The sequence below is a fragment of the Phycisphaerales bacterium genome (assembly GCA_040217175.1).
Lineage (GTDB): Bacteria > Planctomycetota > Phycisphaerae > Phycisphaerales > UBA1924 > JAHCJI01.
The window spans coordinates 1178295-1194727 of record JAVJNT010000001.1; the positions used below are offsets into that span (position 1 = coordinate 1178295).

General features: G+C 66.6%; 15 protein-coding genes. 5 read left to right on the top strand and 10 right to left on the bottom strand.

What is annotated here, in order from left to right:
* Window positions 1-87 precede the first annotated feature (87 nt).
* The 3 genes from RIA68_05080 to RIA68_05090 all read left to right on the top strand — a co-directional run bounded on the left by RIA68_05080 (window position 88) and on the right by RIA68_05090 (window position 3009).
* A complete protein-coding gene (locus tag RIA68_05080) occupies window positions 88-819 on the top strand; it encodes a GC-type dockerin domain-anchored protein (protein MEQ8316810.1) in 732 nt (243 codons plus the stop codon).
* 227 nt (window positions 820-1046) lie between these two features.
* Window positions 1047-1907, top strand: a complete 861-nt coding sequence (locus tag RIA68_05085) for a GC-type dockerin domain-anchored protein (GenBank protein MEQ8316811.1) — start codon at window positions 1047-1049, stop codon at window positions 1905-1907.
* A gap of 283 nt (window positions 1908-2190) precedes the next feature.
* Window positions 2191-3009, top strand: coding sequence for a GC-type dockerin domain-anchored protein (locus RIA68_05090; GenBank protein ID MEQ8316812.1), 819 nt, complete (start codon window positions 2191-2193; stop codon window positions 3007-3009).
* A 112-nt stretch (window positions 3010-3121) separates the two neighbouring features.
* Here the strand turns inward: RIA68_05090 and RIA68_05095 are convergent, their stop codons facing one another.
* Entirely contained in the window at window positions 3122-4321 is a 1200-nt protein-coding gene (locus tag RIA68_05095) for an Mrp/NBP35 family ATP-binding protein (GenBank protein MEQ8316813.1), read from the bottom strand.
* 128 nt (window positions 4322-4449) lie between these two features.
* On the opposite strand from RIA68_05095, the gene RIA68_05100 reads away from it, so the two are divergent.
* Window positions 4450-5454 (top strand): hypothetical protein, encoded by a 1005-nt coding sequence (locus tag RIA68_05100; GenBank protein ID MEQ8316814.1) that lies wholly within the window; start codon window positions 4450-4452, stop codon window positions 5452-5454.
* Between the two features lie 357 nt (window positions 5455-5811).
* Here the strand turns inward: RIA68_05100 and RIA68_05105 are convergent, their stop codons facing one another.
* Window positions 5812-6948 (bottom strand): hypothetical protein, encoded by a 1137-nt coding sequence (locus RIA68_05105; GenBank protein ID MEQ8316815.1) that lies wholly within the window; start codon window positions 6946-6948, stop codon window positions 5812-5814.
* Window positions 6949-7279: 331 nt separating this feature from the next.
* Here RIA68_05105 and RIA68_05110 point away from each other — a divergent pair, with 331 nt between their 5' ends.
* Entirely contained in the window at window positions 7280-8596 is a 1317-nt protein-coding gene (locus RIA68_05110; protein MEQ8316816.1) for a hypothetical protein, read from the top strand.
* A 15-nt stretch (window positions 8597-8611) separates the two neighbouring features.
* On the opposite strand, the gene RIA68_05115 is transcribed toward RIA68_05110, so the two are convergent.
* The 8 genes from RIA68_05115 to RIA68_05150 are packed head-to-tail and all read right to left on the bottom strand — an operon-like array spanning window position 8612 to window position 16424.
* Window positions 8612-9505, bottom strand: a complete 894-nt coding sequence (locus RIA68_05115) for a sulfotransferase domain-containing protein (GenBank protein ID MEQ8316817.1) — start codon at window positions 9503-9505, stop codon at window positions 8612-8614.
* Window positions 9502-10671: a glycosyltransferase gene (locus RIA68_05120; GenBank protein ID MEQ8316818.1), complete on the bottom strand. Its 1170-nt coding sequence runs from the start codon at window positions 10669-10671 to the stop codon at window positions 9502-9504. Before RIA68_05120 ends, RIA68_05115 begins: the two co-directional genes overlap by 4 nt.
* A gap of 14 nt (window positions 10672-10685) precedes the next feature.
* Window positions 10686-11303: a hypothetical protein gene (locus RIA68_05125; protein ID MEQ8316819.1), complete on the bottom strand. Its 618-nt coding sequence runs from the start codon at window positions 11301-11303 to the stop codon at window positions 10686-10688.
* Window positions 11296-12366 (bottom strand): glycosyltransferase family 2 protein, encoded by a 1071-nt coding sequence (locus RIA68_05130; GenBank protein ID MEQ8316820.1) that lies wholly within the window; start codon window positions 12364-12366, stop codon window positions 11296-11298. The genes RIA68_05125 and RIA68_05130 overlap by 8 nt, the downstream gene beginning before the upstream one ends.
* Window positions 12363-13328 carry a polysaccharide deacetylase family protein gene (locus RIA68_05135; protein MEQ8316821.1) on the bottom strand — a complete coding sequence of 322 codons (966 nt, stop codon included), beginning with the start codon at window positions 13326-13328 and terminating at the stop codon, window positions 12363-12365. The genes RIA68_05130 and RIA68_05135 overlap by 4 nt, the downstream gene beginning before the upstream one ends.
* A gap of 5 nt (window positions 13329-13333) precedes the next feature.
* Window positions 13334-14194 carry a formyltransferase family protein gene (locus RIA68_05140; protein MEQ8316822.1) on the bottom strand — a complete coding sequence of 287 codons (861 nt, stop codon included), beginning with the start codon at window positions 14192-14194 and terminating at the stop codon, window positions 13334-13336.
* Window positions 14191-15483 carry a glycosyltransferase family 4 protein gene (locus RIA68_05145; protein MEQ8316823.1) on the bottom strand — a complete coding sequence of 431 codons (1293 nt, stop codon included), beginning with the start codon at window positions 15481-15483 and terminating at the stop codon, window positions 14191-14193. The genes RIA68_05140 and RIA68_05145 overlap by 4 nt, the downstream gene beginning before the upstream one ends.
* Before the next feature lie 17 nt (window positions 15484-15500).
* Window positions 15501-16424 carry a class I SAM-dependent methyltransferase gene (locus RIA68_05150; protein MEQ8316824.1) on the bottom strand — a complete coding sequence of 308 codons (924 nt, stop codon included), beginning with the start codon at window positions 16422-16424 and terminating at the stop codon, window positions 15501-15503.
* Between the last annotated feature and the right edge of the window lie 9 nt (window positions 16425-16433).

Here is a 16433-nt window from a genome sequence, read left to right on the forward strand (position 1 = left end):
CGAAACCGGGCATGCCCGCGTACGAACACTACAGTCCCGGACGCGGAGGTCCCTCCTCACCACCCTCCGCCCGAGCAGGAGAAGCCGATGAACCGCACGCTCGCCACGATCCTCGTCGCCGCCGCGATCGCCCCCGCCAGCCTGGCCGACACCATCTTCGAGACCACCGACCCGTTCGGCAGCCCCTTCGGCCTGATCGGCTTCGACGTGTTTACGAACCAATCGGTCGCCGTCCGCTTCGTGCCCGACCAGGACTACCGGCTCACGAGCGTCTCGGCCTACTTCATGAGCAACGCCGCCGTGCCGCTCGACCGCCCCGTGCGGCTGAGCGTGCAGACCGACCTGGCCGTCGGCGACGCGTTCATTCCCTCGGGCGACGAGCTCGAGGTCATGGACCTCTTCGTCACCGCGATCGGCTGGGACCCGCAGCTCGACACCGCCGTCGCCAGCGGCGACACGCTGCTCGAGGCCGGGCAGGCGTACTGGATCGTCGCCGAGAGCGACTACCCGGGCGCCGAGAACCCGGTGTGGAACTGGGCCACCGGCGTCACGGGCTACACCTCGACCACGCGCTTCGACACGGGCGAGTGGCAGCCCGGCGGCACCGGCGCCACGGTCAGCGTGTTCGTCGAGGGCGAGCCCGACGCGGGCTGCCGGGCCGACCTCGACGGCGACGGCGAGCTCACGATCTTCGACTTCCTCGCCTTCCAGAACCTGTTCGACGCGGGCGACCCGCTGGCCGACTTCGATGGCGACGGCGAATTGACGCTGTTCGACTTCCTGGCCTTCCAGAACGAGTTCGACGCCGGCTGCAGCTGAGCGGGCCGCCGAAGCCGTCGACGAAGTTCACCCATCTTGACGCCCGAGAACCCACGCAGAATCCGGGCGATTTCACGAACTTCTAGCGCAGCCGACAGCCGGCGGCTCGCTTCTCATATCTACCATGGCGGACAGCAATCCGACACCGAGCGTGGCCGCGACGACCCGGGGGCGCCGGGGCGCGTGCTCGGATCACATTACCGGCACGATTCAGGGAGAACACCGCCATGACCAAGACGATCATCGCACTCTGCGGCATCGCCATTGCCTCGACCGCCACGGCCCAGGAGACCCTCTCCGCCGTGGCCAACCCCACCGGCACCATCCGCGTCGACGGCCCCCGCGGCGGGAGCGGCGGTGACCGCTTCTTCAACGTGCAGGGCACCGTCAGCGGCGGCGGCACCTTCGACTCCTACGGCGTGGCCCGATGGGACCTTTCGGGCGTCCGCGCCGAATTCGATACCTTGTTCCCGGGTGGATGGGAGGTCACCGGCCTCGCCCTCGAGCTCACCCAGGACAACGCCGCGTTCAGCAACGACGGCTTCCTGGCCGTCTATTACTCGGTCGACGACACCGCAGACATCAAGACGGCCCTGAGCGACCTGTTCTTCCCGTTCTTCGACATGGGCGATCCGCAGCTCGAACTCGGCGATCCTGACCCCATCCTGAGCTTCCTGTACTTCGAGACCGCGACCGGCGACATCGACCGCTACGACCAGGCCGGCGGCCCGGGCGGCGCGAGCGAGGCACTCGAGCTCATCGACGCGCTCAAGGCCGACATCGAGTCCGACGACTTCCTGACCCTCGTCTTCGTCGACGACATGGACGACAACGTCTCGGCCACCTATCGCGGCCAGGACGCCTTCGAGGGCCGCGAGGGTCCCAAGCTCTTCATCACGGCCGAGGGTGATGGCGGCACCGGCTGCCGGGCCGACCTGGACGGCGACGGCGACCTGACCATCTTCGACTTCCTGCAGTTCCAGAACCTGTTCGACGCCGGCGACCTGACGGCCGACTTCGACGGCGACGGCGAACTGACGATCTTCGACTTCCTGGCCTTCCAGAACGAATTCGACGCCGGCTGCTGAAGTCAGGTTCTTGCTCAATCGATCGAGGTGCTCGTTTTCTCAGGGGAGAACGAGTGCCTTGTTGTCAATAACCCGCGAGCAAGAACACCCAATCTCGATGAACACGCGATGATTTTGTGTTATCGGCCGTCGTTTTCTCAGGAAACTCTCCACATTCCCTTTCATTCTGCCTAGTTTTGGAGTACATTGTGTAGAGCGCTCGCATTCCGCGGGCCGTTTTGCAGAGGCACCGCGCCTCAGTTCTGTCAGGACTTTGCTAGTGTTATCCCTGGGGAGGAATACCATGCAGAAGAAGTTTGCTTTCGCTTCGATCGCCGTCGCTGGTCTCGCTACCGCCGCGAGCGCCCAAGACGTCCGCCTGGACCACAACACCGAGGACTTCCTCGTGACGGCCGGCTCGGGCATCGCGTGCGCCACCGACGGCTCGACCGGCCCGCAGACCACCACGGACAACTTCTGGTCGCGTAGCTTCGACCTGGCCGCCTTCGGCGGCGTGGACGGCTTCACGGCCGAGACCGTCGAGTTCGGCATCGAGAGCCTCCGTCTTCCGACGCTGATCGAGACCGAGATCACCGTCAACCTGTACCAGATCCCGGAGGGCAGCCCGCCCATCGCCGGTGGTACGCTCATCGGTAGCGCCAGCATGACCAGCGGCGATCGCGCCCTCGAGGTCATCACCATGGACATCTCCGGCAGCGCCGACGCCGGCACGGCCGTGATGGTCGAGGTCGAGTCCGAGGATCTGCTGACCCTCGCCGGCGCCGCCCTCGGCGACGTGTTCTTCATCGGTGGCAACAGCTTCGGCCAGACCGCGCCGAGCTACGTGGCGTCGCCCATCGGTTGCGGCCTGCCCGACCCGGCCGACGTTGCCGGCTTCGGCTTCCCGGACGCCCACTTCATCATCATCGCCAACGGCCAGAACGGCGGCGGCACCGGCTGCCGCGTCGACCTCGACGGCGATGGCGAGCTGACGCTGTTCGACTTCCTCACCTTCTCGAACCTGTTCGACGCCGGCGATCTGACCGCCGACTTCGACGGCGACGGCGTCCTGACGCTGTTCGACTTCCTGACCTTCTCGAACGAGTTCGACGCCGGCTGCTAAGAGCCTGTCCGAAGACTCGTCAAGGTTGAAAGACCATCAAGCCCCCGCGACGCGAGTCGCGGGGGCTTGTCTTTTCGTCGCCCGGCCATCCAATTGTCGAGACACGCGACGGTCAGCGGATCGTCAGAGACGGCGTGCCCTTCGCGTGACGGACCGAGGCCAGGGCGAGCTGGCTCTCGAGGTTGTTCAGTAGCTCGTTGAACCGCTTCTGCCACTGCCGCTGTGCGTCGCCCTCGCCCTCGAAGTTGGAGGTCGGATCGCCCGCATCGCTGTTGGCGCGAAGGTCCATCGTGATGGGAAGGGCCCCGAGGAAGGGCAAGCCGAGACGCTGGGCCATCTGCTGAGCGCCCCCACGTCCGAAGATGTCGTACTCCTTCCCATCAGGCGCCACGAAGACGCTCATGTTCTCGACGACACCCAGCACGTCGACGCCGAGCTGCTCGAACATCTTGACGGCTCGCACGGCGTCGTCCTGCGCAACGCGTTGCGGCGTACAGACGATGACGGCGCCCGTGAGCTCGAGGTTCTGGGCCATCGTCAGCGGCACGTCGCCCGTGCCCGGCGGCAGGTCGATGATGAGGTGGTCGAGCTCGCCCCACTGCGTCTTCTCGGTGAGCTGCTTGAACGCACCGTGGGCCATCGGGCCGCGCCAGATCAGGGGCTTGTCCGCCTCGACGAGCTTGCCGACCGTCATCGACTTCACGCCGTGCGTCAGGAACGGCTGGAACCGGCCGTCGAGCACGTTGGGCTCCATGCCGCCCAGGCCCATGAGCGTGGGCAGGCTCGGGCCGTAGATGTCGCCGTCGAGCAGGCCCGTGGCATGCCCTCGGCGCGCGAGGCCGACCGCGATGTTGGCTGCGATCGTGCTCTTGCCCACGCCGCCCTTGCCCGCGCCGACGGCGATCGTGTGTGCGACGCCCGGGATCGCGGGCCCCGCCTCGGCTTTCGCCGTCGGAGGCGACTTGGCTTCGGCGGGAGCGCCGCCTGCGGGTCGAAGAGCGCCCTTGGGCGACGCCTCGAACGAGCTCTCGCGCACCACGCCCCCGTCGCGATCGACGAACCGCACCCGAAGCGATCGAACGCGCTCTCCTGCACGCACGGCTCCTTGGCGGGTGGCCTCGAGGCACGCCGCGGCGATAGCCTCCATGGCGCGCGCATCGTCGGCTATCTCGGGGATGTGCAGCTTCACCGCCACCGCATCCTCGAGCACGGAGACCCACTCGAGCCGATTGGCCGCCACGAGATCTGCCTGGTCGTTCGAAGCCTTGACGGCCTTGAGCCACCGTCGTATTTGTTCCTCGGATATCGCCATCGTGCCTCGCGGTTCCTGGACCCTGGGCCGGGTGAGATTCGATTCTGGATCGTATGACCGAGGCGATGCAATGGACCGCACGGGGGCGGCGTTCTGCCGGAGTTCCGCATGCCAATGGAGGTACAACGATGCTCGATCAATCTCGCAAGACGCTCCTGGGACTGACCGCGTGCGTGGGGCTGGCGATCGCCGCCGGCACGACGCAAGCGCAGCAGGCCGACCGCCGCGCACCCGAGGCGCGGCCGGACCGTCCGATCCTGACCGGCCCCGAGGTCCGCGAACGCCGGATGCCGGGGGTCGAGACCGGCTTCTCGGACGGAGCTCAGCAGGGCCGCCAGGCGATGGGGTCGATGCTCCCGCCGCAGGTGTTCCGCCGGGTCATGGGCGAGTTGATGTCGGAGGAAGCCCCGGTCGAGATCCGCGTGTCGGCCGAGCAACGCGAGCGGATCTCCGCCCACGTGCGCGCTTTCGAGCAGGCCGTCCGACGTGGCGACCGATCGAACGACCGCGCGGGCCAGCGCAGCGGCAAGGAACAAGATCGACGGCGCCCGAGCGACCGTGCAGACCGCGCTGCCCGCGACGAACGCCGGGCCACCCCGCAGCGGCGCGTTCGCGACCAGGATGCTCCCATGACCGACCGAGCGCGGCCGGATCAACGCGAGGGCGCAGCTTCCGACCGACGGCCCAGCCGCAACAACCGCACGATGCGTGCGATGGCCCAGTTGCAGAATCGCGTGTGGGCCGAGTTGAGCGTCGCCCAGCAGCAACACGTCCACAAGGCCATGGAGGCGTGGCGTGCCACCCAATCCAAGGAGCAACTCGATCGCATGCGCGAGCGTTATCGCAAGGACATCGGCGCGCGGTTCGATGAGATGGAAGGCCAGCGGCGCCCGACCGATGCACGCGGTCCTGCCCGCGATGGAGCCGTCGATGCACCGGGCCTCGAGCAATGGATCGCGACGCTCCCGGATGGCGCGCAACGGCGAGTCCGCGAGCGGTTGTCGAACGTTCCACAGGAGCGGCTCGACGCTCTCAAGGAGCGCTGGGCCGGCATGAGCCCGGAATCGCGCCAACGCCTTCGCGATCGGCTGCTGCAGGCGCCGCAGCAGGATGCGCCCCGACAGCCACGCTGAGAGGCGAAAAAAAATTCTGCTTTCTAGGTAGAAGGCCCTCCCCGAAACGGGTGGGCCTTCTTCGTGCGCCGGGGGCTGGTATCCCGGTCAAAAAACGTCGGTAAACGCTATGGAATCTGAATGCGTCGGGCGGACGCCAGCAACATCGAGCCATTGAAACGGATCCGGAACACCCAGATGGTCAGTGCCTGTTTACCCTATCAAACCGACAAGAACCAACGATCAAACGACGAATCTGGCCGATGAAAGGGTTATTATCCCAGATCTCTCTCTCTCCTCCAGCGGGGCGCCGTTCAACGATGGTGCCCCGCTTTTGCGTTCTCCGGGCAATCGTCGCGGCCCATCACGCAGCCGCCATCAGGATCGGGGGCTGCCACCTGAGCTGCCGTTGATCGCTCGATCGGCATTGACGCCCGCCGGCTTCAACTGGTTCTCCCAGATGTCGCGCCAGAGGTCGAGCCTGGCCTGATCTTGGACGGCGTGCCAGACGATGACGCCGGACGCTCCGTTCTCGGCAAGCACGCGATAGACCTCTTCGTGCTGGTACTGGCTCACAGGCTCGTTGTCGAACGGTTGGGTCGTGTAGAAGATGGGCGAGTGATACGGATACACGGGCTTGCCGTTAGCCAGGCGGACGCTCTCACGCACCATCGAACTCAGCCACGCCTCGTGGACCGACTTGCTGATCTCGCCCGGCTGGCGTTCGGCAGGATTCCAAACCTCGGGAACTCTTCGCGACGGATAGACGCGAGGTGTCACGAAGTCGACGACTTCGTAGAACCAAGCCATCTCGTCGTTCAATTGGCTGGCTCGGTGCGTCAGGTCGCCGTAGCCCTGAACGCCGTATGGCGTCAGGTCGCTGTGGATGAGGACCTGCGGGTAGTTGTAGAAGCTCCACTGGGCGCGCGGACGGAGCGACTTGCACTTGTAGTAGGTCGCCAGCAGGAAGGTGCGAACGAAGGACTCGTAGGTGAGCTGAAAGATGTCCTCCTGCTCATCCGGGCTGAGACCATCGAGCAGGTACGTGCGATGCTCCCGGATGTAATCGCGCCAGTCGTCCTTGTAGTCGCCGTCACGAACGTCCAAGGCGGCGCTGGATGGCGAGTTGGGCGTGCGCTCCCATAGCGCCCACCAGGGTTCGTAGTCGATCACGACCAGGCCCGTAAAATCGACCGGAACGTACTTCGGCACATGCTGGCTGAGCTCCTGCATGTGCTTGGACAGATTGCTGTTCTGCAACGCGATCAGGTGCGGCCCCTGCCGTCGGTACCGTCCGAGCTTCCAGCCAGCGATGTCGATGATGTCCTTGCGATAGGGACTGCCGCGCAGATCGGTGGTTCGTACCGGATCGATGCCCCCGTACTGATCGATGAGCGGGTCGTTGGCGGTCGCGGTCAGGTAGAACTCGAAGTTTCGTTCGCCGGCGGGCTTGGGCTCGAGGCGTGGAGCCCGGCCCTTCCAGGTCGAGACCGGGTCGGCAGCTCCGGCAATCAAGAGCACCGATAACACGCAGCCGACCGCCGAAGTTCTCAGAGCCAGCTTCGGGCCGGCAAGTGCCTTCCGTATCCCAAACAACATAGAGATGGGCCCTCCAATGGGCGAGGTTTCGGCGTCCGCCCACGCGCACGTGCACCGGCACGATACGATGGACGCACGTCGAGGATCGGTCCGTTGACCCGGCGTCGAAAGACCGGGCAAGTCTTCGGGCCTTCGAGCCGAATGATGGTACGGGCTAGACCATTCGTGACGCCGCCGAACCCCCGGTCGCTCCGCGTCGTTTGGGGATTGCCGGGGCCCTATCCAAGCCCCCCGGGAGCGCCCGCCGTTGTTCAGCTTCGACCAATACACCGACGTCGTGCCACTGCCGGTGCTGATGCTGGCGCCGCTCGTGGCTGGGTTGGTGTTTCTCCTCTGCCCGACGCGTCTGAGGCTGCCGATCGCGTTGATCGTGCTCCCGCCCTTCCTCATCGTGGGCCGGCTTCCGCTGCTCGGACCCATCGCCCTGGGCGCCAAGGCCCTGGGATTCGCGATGATCCTCGCCGTTGGCGTTGCGGCCTTTCTGGCGCCGGGCGACAAGCGCCGGCTCCACCCGATCTGCTACGCGTACGTGCCGCTTGCGCTGGTCGGGCCGATCTTCGTGGTGACGACGGAGGAGCCGCTCTTCCCGATCATCTACGCGGTGCAGTGGTTCTGCATGGTGTTCTCTGCGATCATGCTCGTCCGGACGATCACGAGCGCCGAGGACCTCGTACGGATCATCAAGTTCCTTGCGTGGGGCTTCCTCATCGCCACGCCCATCCTGCTCAGCGCACTCGTCACGGGCAACTGGTCGTTCACGGGTCACTCCCGGTTCGAGCCCTACGGCGCCTCGGCCGTGCAGACCGGCGTCGTGTTCACCGTATCCGGTGGCCTCGGGCTCTACATGGCCTTCCGCGATCGGAACATCGTCATGCGCCCGGTGTGGCTGGGCATGGTCGCCGCAGCGGCGGGCATGGGCCTGCTTTCGGGCACGCGATCGGTCATGATCACGCTCGTGGGCGTGTGCGCGCCGGTCGCGTTCTACGCGATTCGCCGCCCGGCGCTCGCCGTCCCGATGGTTGGCATCATGCTGATCGGAATCGCCGTGGTGCTCAGCCGCGTGGATTCGAACCCATTCGCTCGGTACCGCTCGCTCGAGACCGCCCGCGGCCAGCAGGCCATCGAGTACATCCGTGAATCGATCGCGCAGCGGCCGATGACGGGCCTGCTCGGCACGCGTGGGCTCAATGCCGCCGTCGATGAGACGCTGGGCTTCCATGCCCATAACGCCTATCTCAAGCTTGCCTATACCGGCGGGCTCTTGCTGCTGACACCCTACCTGATCCTCGCGGCAATCAGCCTGGTATCGGCCTTGTATGTCTGGTGGAACCGGCGATTGCTGGACGTGGATCCGCTGCTGACGTCGGTTCTTGCGGCGTTCATGGTGATGATCTACGCGCACGGCATGGTCAACCACATGATCTACCAGGCAACGCATACGTGGGCCTTCCTCCACCTCGTGCTCTCGATGCTGTTCATCACGATGGCGGCGGAAGTCGTGAAGTTCAAGCAGCGCGATCCTGCCGGCGCCTGGATGCTGCGAAATCGCCGGCTGGCCGTCTGAAGCCCCGAGCAATCCTCAGGCAGATGCGGCGGCGGATCGCAGTCGCTCGTACTTCTCCCGGACCGACTTGGGATCCCAGATCGGGTATGGGCGGCCCAGTAGTGTGGCCATCTCGCGCTGGTCGGCCTCCAGCGATTCCAGGATGGCGTCGACCGTCTCTGCAGAGGGCGGCGGAGGGGGCGGCGGCGACTTTGGCGCAAACCAACGTCGCAGCGTGTCTCGGGTGGCTGGCGTCATGAGCGGCCGGAGTCGGCCGTAGAGCTTCGATCGCTGGACGCGCATCACCAGGCCGCGATCGCTCGACCGATCGGCGGCGGCGTTGAATTTCGACTCTGGATTGACCAGGTCGGGCGTCGGCGTGAAGCCGAGGAAGGGCGCGAGTTCTTCGATGACCTCGCGACGCCGCTTGGTGTACTCCTCGAAGATCAAGACGCGCACGCTGCTCATTGGGTAGTGGTCCAGCCACAGCCCGAGTTGCATCGCGTAGCGGGTGAACTCGACGCAGTGGTGCTCGTTGAGGCGGAAGAACTCGTCGACCGTCGCGGAACACTCGACGTTCGTCGCGAAGTGGTGGTGCTGGCTGACGATGCGGCTCACGGGTTCGCGGATGATGTAGACGAGCTTGATGTCCGGGCCGAGCACACGCATGGCGCGGTCGGGCACGCCTTGGAACCTGGGATGCCGCGCATAGCCGGTCGAAGCATCGCCGCGAACATCGGACTCGTTCGATGGCTTGTACAGATCGGCGTACTCGGCCAGGCCCTCGGGCGTCAGGACGCGATCGTCGCCGAGGCACGTTGGTTCCTTGATGTACGGGAAGAACACGCCGGGCTGGGTCAACAGGTCGCGGTACAGGGTGGTCGTGCCCGACTTCTGCGCGCCGATGATGAGAAAGGAAGGCAGCTTCACGGGGCCACTCGCATGAGGCCGTCTTTGTAGGCCTCGAGCGTCTGGCGGGCCACTTCGGGCCACGTAAAGCGCTCGCGCACCAGCGTTGCACCGGCATCGCCCATCTCGCTGGCCCGGCCGGAGTCGCCCAGCACGCGACGGAGTGCGTCGGCTACGTCGTCCGCGTCGAGCTCGGTCTCGATGCCCGCGCCCACCTCGGAGACTTCTGGGAAGTGGCACGCGCGCGTCACGACGACCGGCACGCCCAGCGCGAGCGCCTCGGTAATGGCGATCGAGAAGCCCTCCTGGCGGCTGGGCAGACAGAACACCGCCGCGTCGCGCATGGCCGCGTACTTGCTCGCGCCGTAGATGGGACCGACGACGTGCACCCTGTCGGCGATGCCGGCGGCCCGGACTTCGGCCTCGAACGGAGCACGCATCCCGTCGTCGGGGCCGGCGACCACGAGCCGCACGTCGGCCATGCTCGCGGCGACCTTGGCGAACGCCGGGGCCAGGATGTCCAGCCCCTTTTTGTGCGTGAGCCGCCCCAGGAACAAGACGTAGGGCGACTGGCCCAGCTCGGGACGCTCCTTGCGGAACTCGCCCACGGGCGGCGCGGCGTCGACCTCGTCGAGGAAGATGCCGTTGGGAATCACTCGAACGTCTTGCTCGCCGATGATCGGGCGGGCGAGCTCGGCCTCGTCGGCGTTGAGCATGTGGTAGAGCATGGGCTTGCGGACGTAGGCGCGGTGCGTCGTCGCCATGGCCAGCTGCTTCTTGCGCTTGCTGATCGAGAGCGTATAGGGATCGAGCATGCCGTGCGGCATCACGACGAACGGGATGCCGCGCTGCATGGCTTGGGCGGCGGTCGCGGGCAAGACCGGCTCCCACATCCCGTGGCAGTGCAGGACGTCGGTGCCGGCGTCGAACTCCGCGCCAAGCTGCTTCGCCGCGGCCCGCCCAGTCAGACGCTCGACGCGCGAGGGCTCGGGCATCCACACGACGTCGACCAGGTGGCCGTTGGGCGTTTCCTTGAGCAGGCCCTCGGCCCGCTCCATGCCGGCCGCGTCCCCGCGGTATGCGGCGATCTTGACGGTGTTGCCCAGGCTGGCCTGGGCCGCCGCAAGCCGCGCCGCGACCACGGGCGGGCCACCGGCCGCGGGGTCGAGCGTACCGGCCAGATGCATGATCCGCAGGGCACTCAAGGCCGAGCCCTTTCCTTCACCTTCTCCGCCGGGTTTCCGGCGTAGATGGTCCAGGGCTTCAGGTCCTTCATCGCGCAACCCCGGGCCCCGAGGATCGCGCCCTCACCCACACGGACGGCCGGACCGACGAAGGCGTCGGCAGCGATCCATGCGTCGTCCTCGATGTCGATCGGCGGCCGGAGCAGGGGCATGCCCGGCTTCGTGTAGTCGTGCGACCCGGCGCACAGGTGGGCATGCTGGCTGATAGCAACCGACCGGCCGATCGTGACCGGCCCGAGGCAATAGAGGATCGCATGGTCGCCCACGGAGCTCTCGGCCCCGATCGACAGGTTCCAGGGGATCTCGATGCGCACGGTGCGGCGGACGCGGGCGGTCGGATGCACGTCGGCGCCGAAGAGCCTCAGGATGGACCGGCGGAGCCCGTACCAGTTGTGGAAGGTCAGGCGGAAGACCAGGGCCTGCACCACCGCCCAGAGCACGCGCCCGATCTTCTCCCTGGTGCTGTAGGGACTCTGGTGGCGGTGCAGCTCGTCGGCGCCTTCGGCCACGAAGTCGTGGGCGCGCGCCGGGGCCCGCCGGTCCGCGTTGGTCTCGGTCGACTCGAGCTCAGCCACCGCCGTCCACCTCTCGGCGTCGAGCGTCGATGCGTTCCTGGATCTGCATCTCCCGGCTCTTGGCGTTGGACATGAATTCGTACCACGCCATGTTGATCGCCATGACGAAGCCGGGATATCCGTCGAGCGCGCCGCGGCGGATGACGTAGTCGAAGAGGAATCGTATGACAGACCTGAACGGCAGCTTCCGTCCGTGCTTCTTCAGCCAACGGCGACGCTCGATGGAGCCGCCGAACAGCCGCGGCTTGACGCCGCCCTCGTCCTTGGCCCGCAGGGCGTGGGCCTCCCACGTCGTGTAGCGGTTGTGCTTCTCGATCCAGACCGAGAGATCGGGATAGGCGTAGTGCTCCATGTCGTGCTCCAGGTAGCCGGCTTCGCCGGTGAGGAGCACGGGGTGCTCGTGCACCTCGTTGTCTCCCGAGCCAGTATCGCCCAGGTTGCCGATCCGCTCGTAGCGACCGACCGGGTGGCGGAAGAGACGGAGGTTCCAGCTCGGGTACCAGCCGCCGTACTTGAGCCACCGGCCGAGGAACATGAACCGGCGATTGATCCAGTACCCATCCCCGCAGCCCGGTCGATCGGGCGTGCGATCGCCGCGCACGACGGCGGCGATCTCTTGTGCGAGTTCGGGCGTGATGTGCTCGTCGGCATCGACGATGAGGATCCACTCGTGCTTCCACGGGACGTTCTCGAGGGCCCAGTTCTTCTTCTTGGGCCAGCCCGTGGTGCGGTCGTAGTGGAACTGGTAGACCTCGGCGTCCATCGCCTGGGAGAGCGCGATGGTGTCGTCGGTCGACTGGCTATCGATGACCGTGACCTGCTCGCACCATTGCAGGCGACGCAGGCACTCGACGACGTTGGCCTGCTCGTTCTTGACGGGCACGAGCGCGCAGACGGGCGCCGAGCCCCGGGCGGGGTAGCCGGGCAGCGCAGCGAGACCTTCGACCTTTGCGCGTGCCGCGTCGACGTCGGGATGGGGCGCATCGACGATCGCCGCTCCCGACCAGGCATGGGTCTTGCCCGGCGCCGTTTCGCTCTTGACGGCCGGCGGAGCACTGGTCATAGGGTTGCCTCCTGCGCTCCGCGCGAATTGCTGGGCTGAGACGGATCCGGTCGTTCGAAGAAGTCCGCGAGCGCGTCGACGCAAGGCATCCACTCATACCGGTCGAGCAATCGCTCGAGCTTCGTCGTGGTGGAAGACAGCCCGACGTAGCACTTGAACTTCCTGGCCGGAGGCATCGACACGCGAGGACAGTCTGGTGCGAAGTCGCGCGGATGCAGGTACACGACCGTGCCACGGCCCTGCGCGGCCTCGTGCTCGATGCCTTGATGGATCATCGAGGAAGGGAGAAGCCGGAGGTACCCCCCACCGCTGTAACACATGCGGTGGCGGAGGGGACCGAGGCCGACCGGCGCGACGCTCATCGGCAGCTCGACGAGCCGAGCGCCCTTGGGCGTCTCGACAACGTGCGGGCCGCGTGGGCAGTCGTACCCCCCGTGGCCTCGCGGCCCGGGGAAGAGCGAGGCGTCGTACGCAAGGCCTGCCCGGAGGATCGTATCGAACGCCCACTCGGAGCCCGGCGTGATCGAGAACGACGGAGCGCGGAAGCCCCGAACGCTCGCGCCCGGCGCCGCCGCGGTGATGGCGTCGATCGACCTGCGGAGGTCCTCGAGAAATTCTTGGGCGGTGAGCGTGTACACGCGTCGGTGCCAGAACGAGTGGGTCGCCAGCTCGTGCCCTTCTGCCGCGACCCGCGCGACGAGTTCCGGATGGCGATCGGCGATCCACCCCAGCACGAAGAAGGTGGCGCGCGTTTGGTGCTTGCGGCAGAGGTCCAGGATCAGGTCGGTGTATCGCTCGACGATCGACGAACGTCGGCTGAGCTCGAGCCACTGGGCCGGATCATCGACGGCTGGGACGTCGACGATGTGGAACCAGTCCTCGATGTCGAAGGACAGCACGTGCCGTACGCCGCTCGGGCGAGCGCTGCCTGGAAGGCCGGATTGTTCGCTGGTCGTGACCATCGGATCTAGGACAACCGGTGCCCGTGGGCCTTCAGCCGCTTCACGTCGGCGCGGGTGGGCATCGAGAAGTGCGACATCTCGGACTCCGGATTCGGCAGGAGCTCTCGCGGCCCGAATTCCACCGCGCGGACGGCCTCGAGGATCGCCTCGGCGGCCAGGTCCTTGCCACGGGCCATGATGTCCTCGAGCGTGTCGTGCGGGTGGATCGTGTACCGCTTCTGGGTGATGATGGGTCCGTTGTCGAGCTTGGCATCGACGTAGTGCACGCTGACGCCGCCCTGCTTCTCGCCGTTGGCGAGCGTCCAGAAGCTGGGCATCAGGCCGCGATACTTGGGCAGGAGTGCGCCGTGGCAGTTCACGATGCCGTAGGTTGTCTGCGTGCGGAGCGCCTTGCGGTAGAGCTGGGTCCCGCTGATGGACACGATGAACTCGACGCCCTCGTCGCGGAGCATTGCTCGGAATTGCTCGCTGTTGACATCGCCCGAGCCACGGACCGCAACGCCGTACTTGCGCGCGACCGAGGCCACGCTGAGCTGGCCCGAGCCCCCGGGCAGCTTGGCCCTCAGCTTGCGCCACGCGTAGTTGCGGAGCTTCCACTGGAAGTAACGGAAGCCATAGAGCTTGTAGAGATCGAGGGCCGTCTGGAACACCGTGCGCTTGCCCTGCTGGACGCTCTGGACGTTGACGCCGGCGGTGGTGTCGGCGTGCTCTCGGAGGTACTTGTCGAGCACCTTGGGCAGGTAGAACGGATCGTCCTGGATGAAGACGTACTTGCGCAGGGGGCGGCCGGGAACGGGCAGTTCCCAGGGCTCGGCCTGCGAGGACTGCGGCTTGGCCGCGGGCGTCGTCTGGGCTGGGGCACTCACGGGCTGGTCTCCTCGACGGCGCGGGCGGGCACCGGCTGCGGGGTCGGCGAATTCAGGCCGCCCATGACCACGTCGCAGAAGTCGCCGCACAGCCGCTCCTTGCCGTAGCGGCTCTCGACGAGCGACATCGCTCGTCGCCCCATCTCTTGAAGCGTGTCGCGGGGAACGGCGGCCATCTGGTTGATGGTCTCGACGGCGCCATCGACGTCGCCGTGCGAGATCTGCCACCCGATCTCGTGCTCGCGCAAGAGCTCGGATACGTGGCACGGATCGGGACCCAGCAAGAGGATGGGCCGTCCGACCGCCATGGCGCCGTAAACCTTGCACGGGTGCACGACGCCGACGACGGCGTCACCGACGCTGACCAGGTGGACGTCGGCGGCCGAGAGCGAGTACCGCAGCCGCTCCATCGGCTGATAGGGAAGGGAAACGACGTTGGGCGGCTGGTGCTCGGCGATGGCCGCATCAACCTCGCGCTTGCCGACGCCCCCGCCGATGAACATGAACACGACGTCGTCGCGATCCTGCATCCGCAGCGCGGCCTGGAGCACCGTCGAGATGGGCGTCGAGAACCCGTGATTGCCCGAGTACATGACGACGAACTTGCCCTGCAGGCCGTGCTCGTCGCGGAACGGATTGTCCGCGTGCTCGACCGACTCGAGCGAATCCTCGTGGGGCCACGGCGGCATCACGTGGAGCTTGTGCGAGACGTCGACCTTCTTCTGGAGGCGTTCGGCCATGAACCGGTCGAGCGCCACGACGCCCTTGGCCCTCTTCAAGATCCGCCGATTGAACGCGTCGTACATCCGCACGGGCACACTACCCGGTCGCAGCTTCCCGAGTTCGATCATCTGGTCGGGGTTGAGATCCATCACCCAATACGTGATCGGCACCCGACGGAGGGAGGCAATGACGAGCGCGGCCATGGCGGCCATGGGCGGAGACGTGCTCACCAAGATGCCGCTGAGACGCCGGACCGTGAGCCCGTGCCATACGCACTGGAGCATGAAGAGCGCCGCGGCCAGCAGCCGGATGGGGATCGATGCCTTGCCGAAGCTCGACAGCGGCAGCCGCCGGATGTTGACGCCATCGCGGACTTCTCGGACGTCATACTTCTTCGACGGATCGTCGTAGCCACGGCTGGAGGCCAGCACGCGGACGTCGAGCCCCCTCGAGGCCAGCTCCGCAGCCGCATCGTGCATGTGCTGGCCCACGCTTGCCGGGTCTGGCACGTAGACCTGGCTGAGGACCAATAACGTCGGCTTTTCGTGCTGGTCGGGCCCTGCCATCGCGGATCGTATATCGGTCAGCGGACGGCCCGGATATAGGTCGACGCCGGAAAGTGCCCCTCGCCGGCGCGCAAGCCATCGTTCATGGGCATGGGCTCATAGCCGGTCAGCGACTTGCTCAGGGCGTCCTGCCCGCCGTGGTGGAGCATGGACATGCTGGCCTCGAGGCGCCACTTGGCGTTGTCGACGAGGTAGCCGTACAGCAGCGTGTTCTCGCGGAATTGGAAGACGCCCTCGTCGATCAACGCGGGGCCGTAGTCGTAGGGAAAGTAGATGTCGTGGAAGTGTGCCCACGTGCCGCCGGCCAGGCGCGTGAGGATCTCGCTGATGAGCACGATGACCTCGCTGCCCGGGCGGAGCGTGTGCGACGAATCGACGAACAGGAATCCGCCGTTGGCCATCGCGGCGAGCTCATCGTGCGGGACGTCCTGAGCCTTTGCGCTGTGCAGCGTCAGCCTGCCTTGCGATGCAAAGCCCTGCAACATGGGCGTCGGGTAGGGCTCGACGCACGTGAGCTGGGGCTGGTAGCCGGCGTCTCGGGCTGCTTCGAGGATGATCGCCGTCGACACGCCGCAGCCGACCTGGGCGATCTTGGCAGGCTTTTCGTGCGCAATGAACGCGTAGAGGGCCTGGGCCTCCATCGGGCCGAAGCCGCCCTCGCCGTTGGCCTCGCATGCCCGGTCGTGGACCCCGGCGACGTCGCCTGCCGCCGCACCCGACCGCATCCAGCCATCGAGGGTCGCGGCCTGGTCTTCCAGCGACGCGGCGTTGATCCCCGACATGGACATCGGCCGACGCCAGCCGGTCGCCCGTCGCAGCTCGTTGAAGTCGGGAATTTCCGAGTAGAAATGGTTCGGCAGCACCGTCGCGCCGAACCGCTGAGACACCCGATTGGTCTTGACAAGAAGGGCGGGCAAGGCCGCCTTGATGCGTCCGATCATGCCCGTCCC

Coding starts and splice junctions, on each gene's coding strand:
- RIA68_05145 (MEQ8316823.1), bottom strand. CDS start 15,483: ATGGCAGGGCCCGACCAGCACGAAAAGCCGACGTTATTGGTCCTCAGC.
- RIA68_05130 (MEQ8316820.1), bottom strand. CDS start 12,366: ATGACCAGTGCTCCGCCGGCCGTCAAGAGCGAAACGGCGCCGGGCAAG.
- RIA68_05100 (MEQ8316814.1), top strand. CDS start 4,450: ATGCTCGATCAATCTCGCAAGACGCTCCTGGGACTGACCGCGTGCGTG.
- RIA68_05150 (MEQ8316824.1), bottom strand. CDS start 16,424: ATGATCGGACGCATCAAGGCGGCCTTGCCCGCCCTTCTTGTCAAGACC.
- RIA68_05135 (MEQ8316821.1), bottom strand. CDS start 13,328: ATGGTCACGACCAGCGAACAATCCGGCCTTCCAGGCAGCGCTCGCCCG.
- RIA68_05080 (MEQ8316810.1), top strand. CDS start 88: ATGAACCGCACGCTCGCCACGATCCTCGTCGCCGCCGCGATCGCCCCC.
- RIA68_05095 (MEQ8316813.1), bottom strand. CDS start 4,321: ATGGCGATATCCGAGGAACAAATACGACGGTGGCTCAAGGCCGTCAAG.
- RIA68_05090 (MEQ8316812.1), top strand. CDS start 2,191: ATGCAGAAGAAGTTTGCTTTCGCTTCGATCGCCGTCGCTGGTCTCGCT.
- RIA68_05085 (MEQ8316811.1), top strand. CDS start 1,047: ATGACCAAGACGATCATCGCACTCTGCGGCATCGCCATTGCCTCGACC.
- RIA68_05120 (MEQ8316818.1), bottom strand. CDS start 10,671: ATGCATCTGGCCGGTACGCTCGACCCCGCGGCCGGTGGCCCGCCCGTG.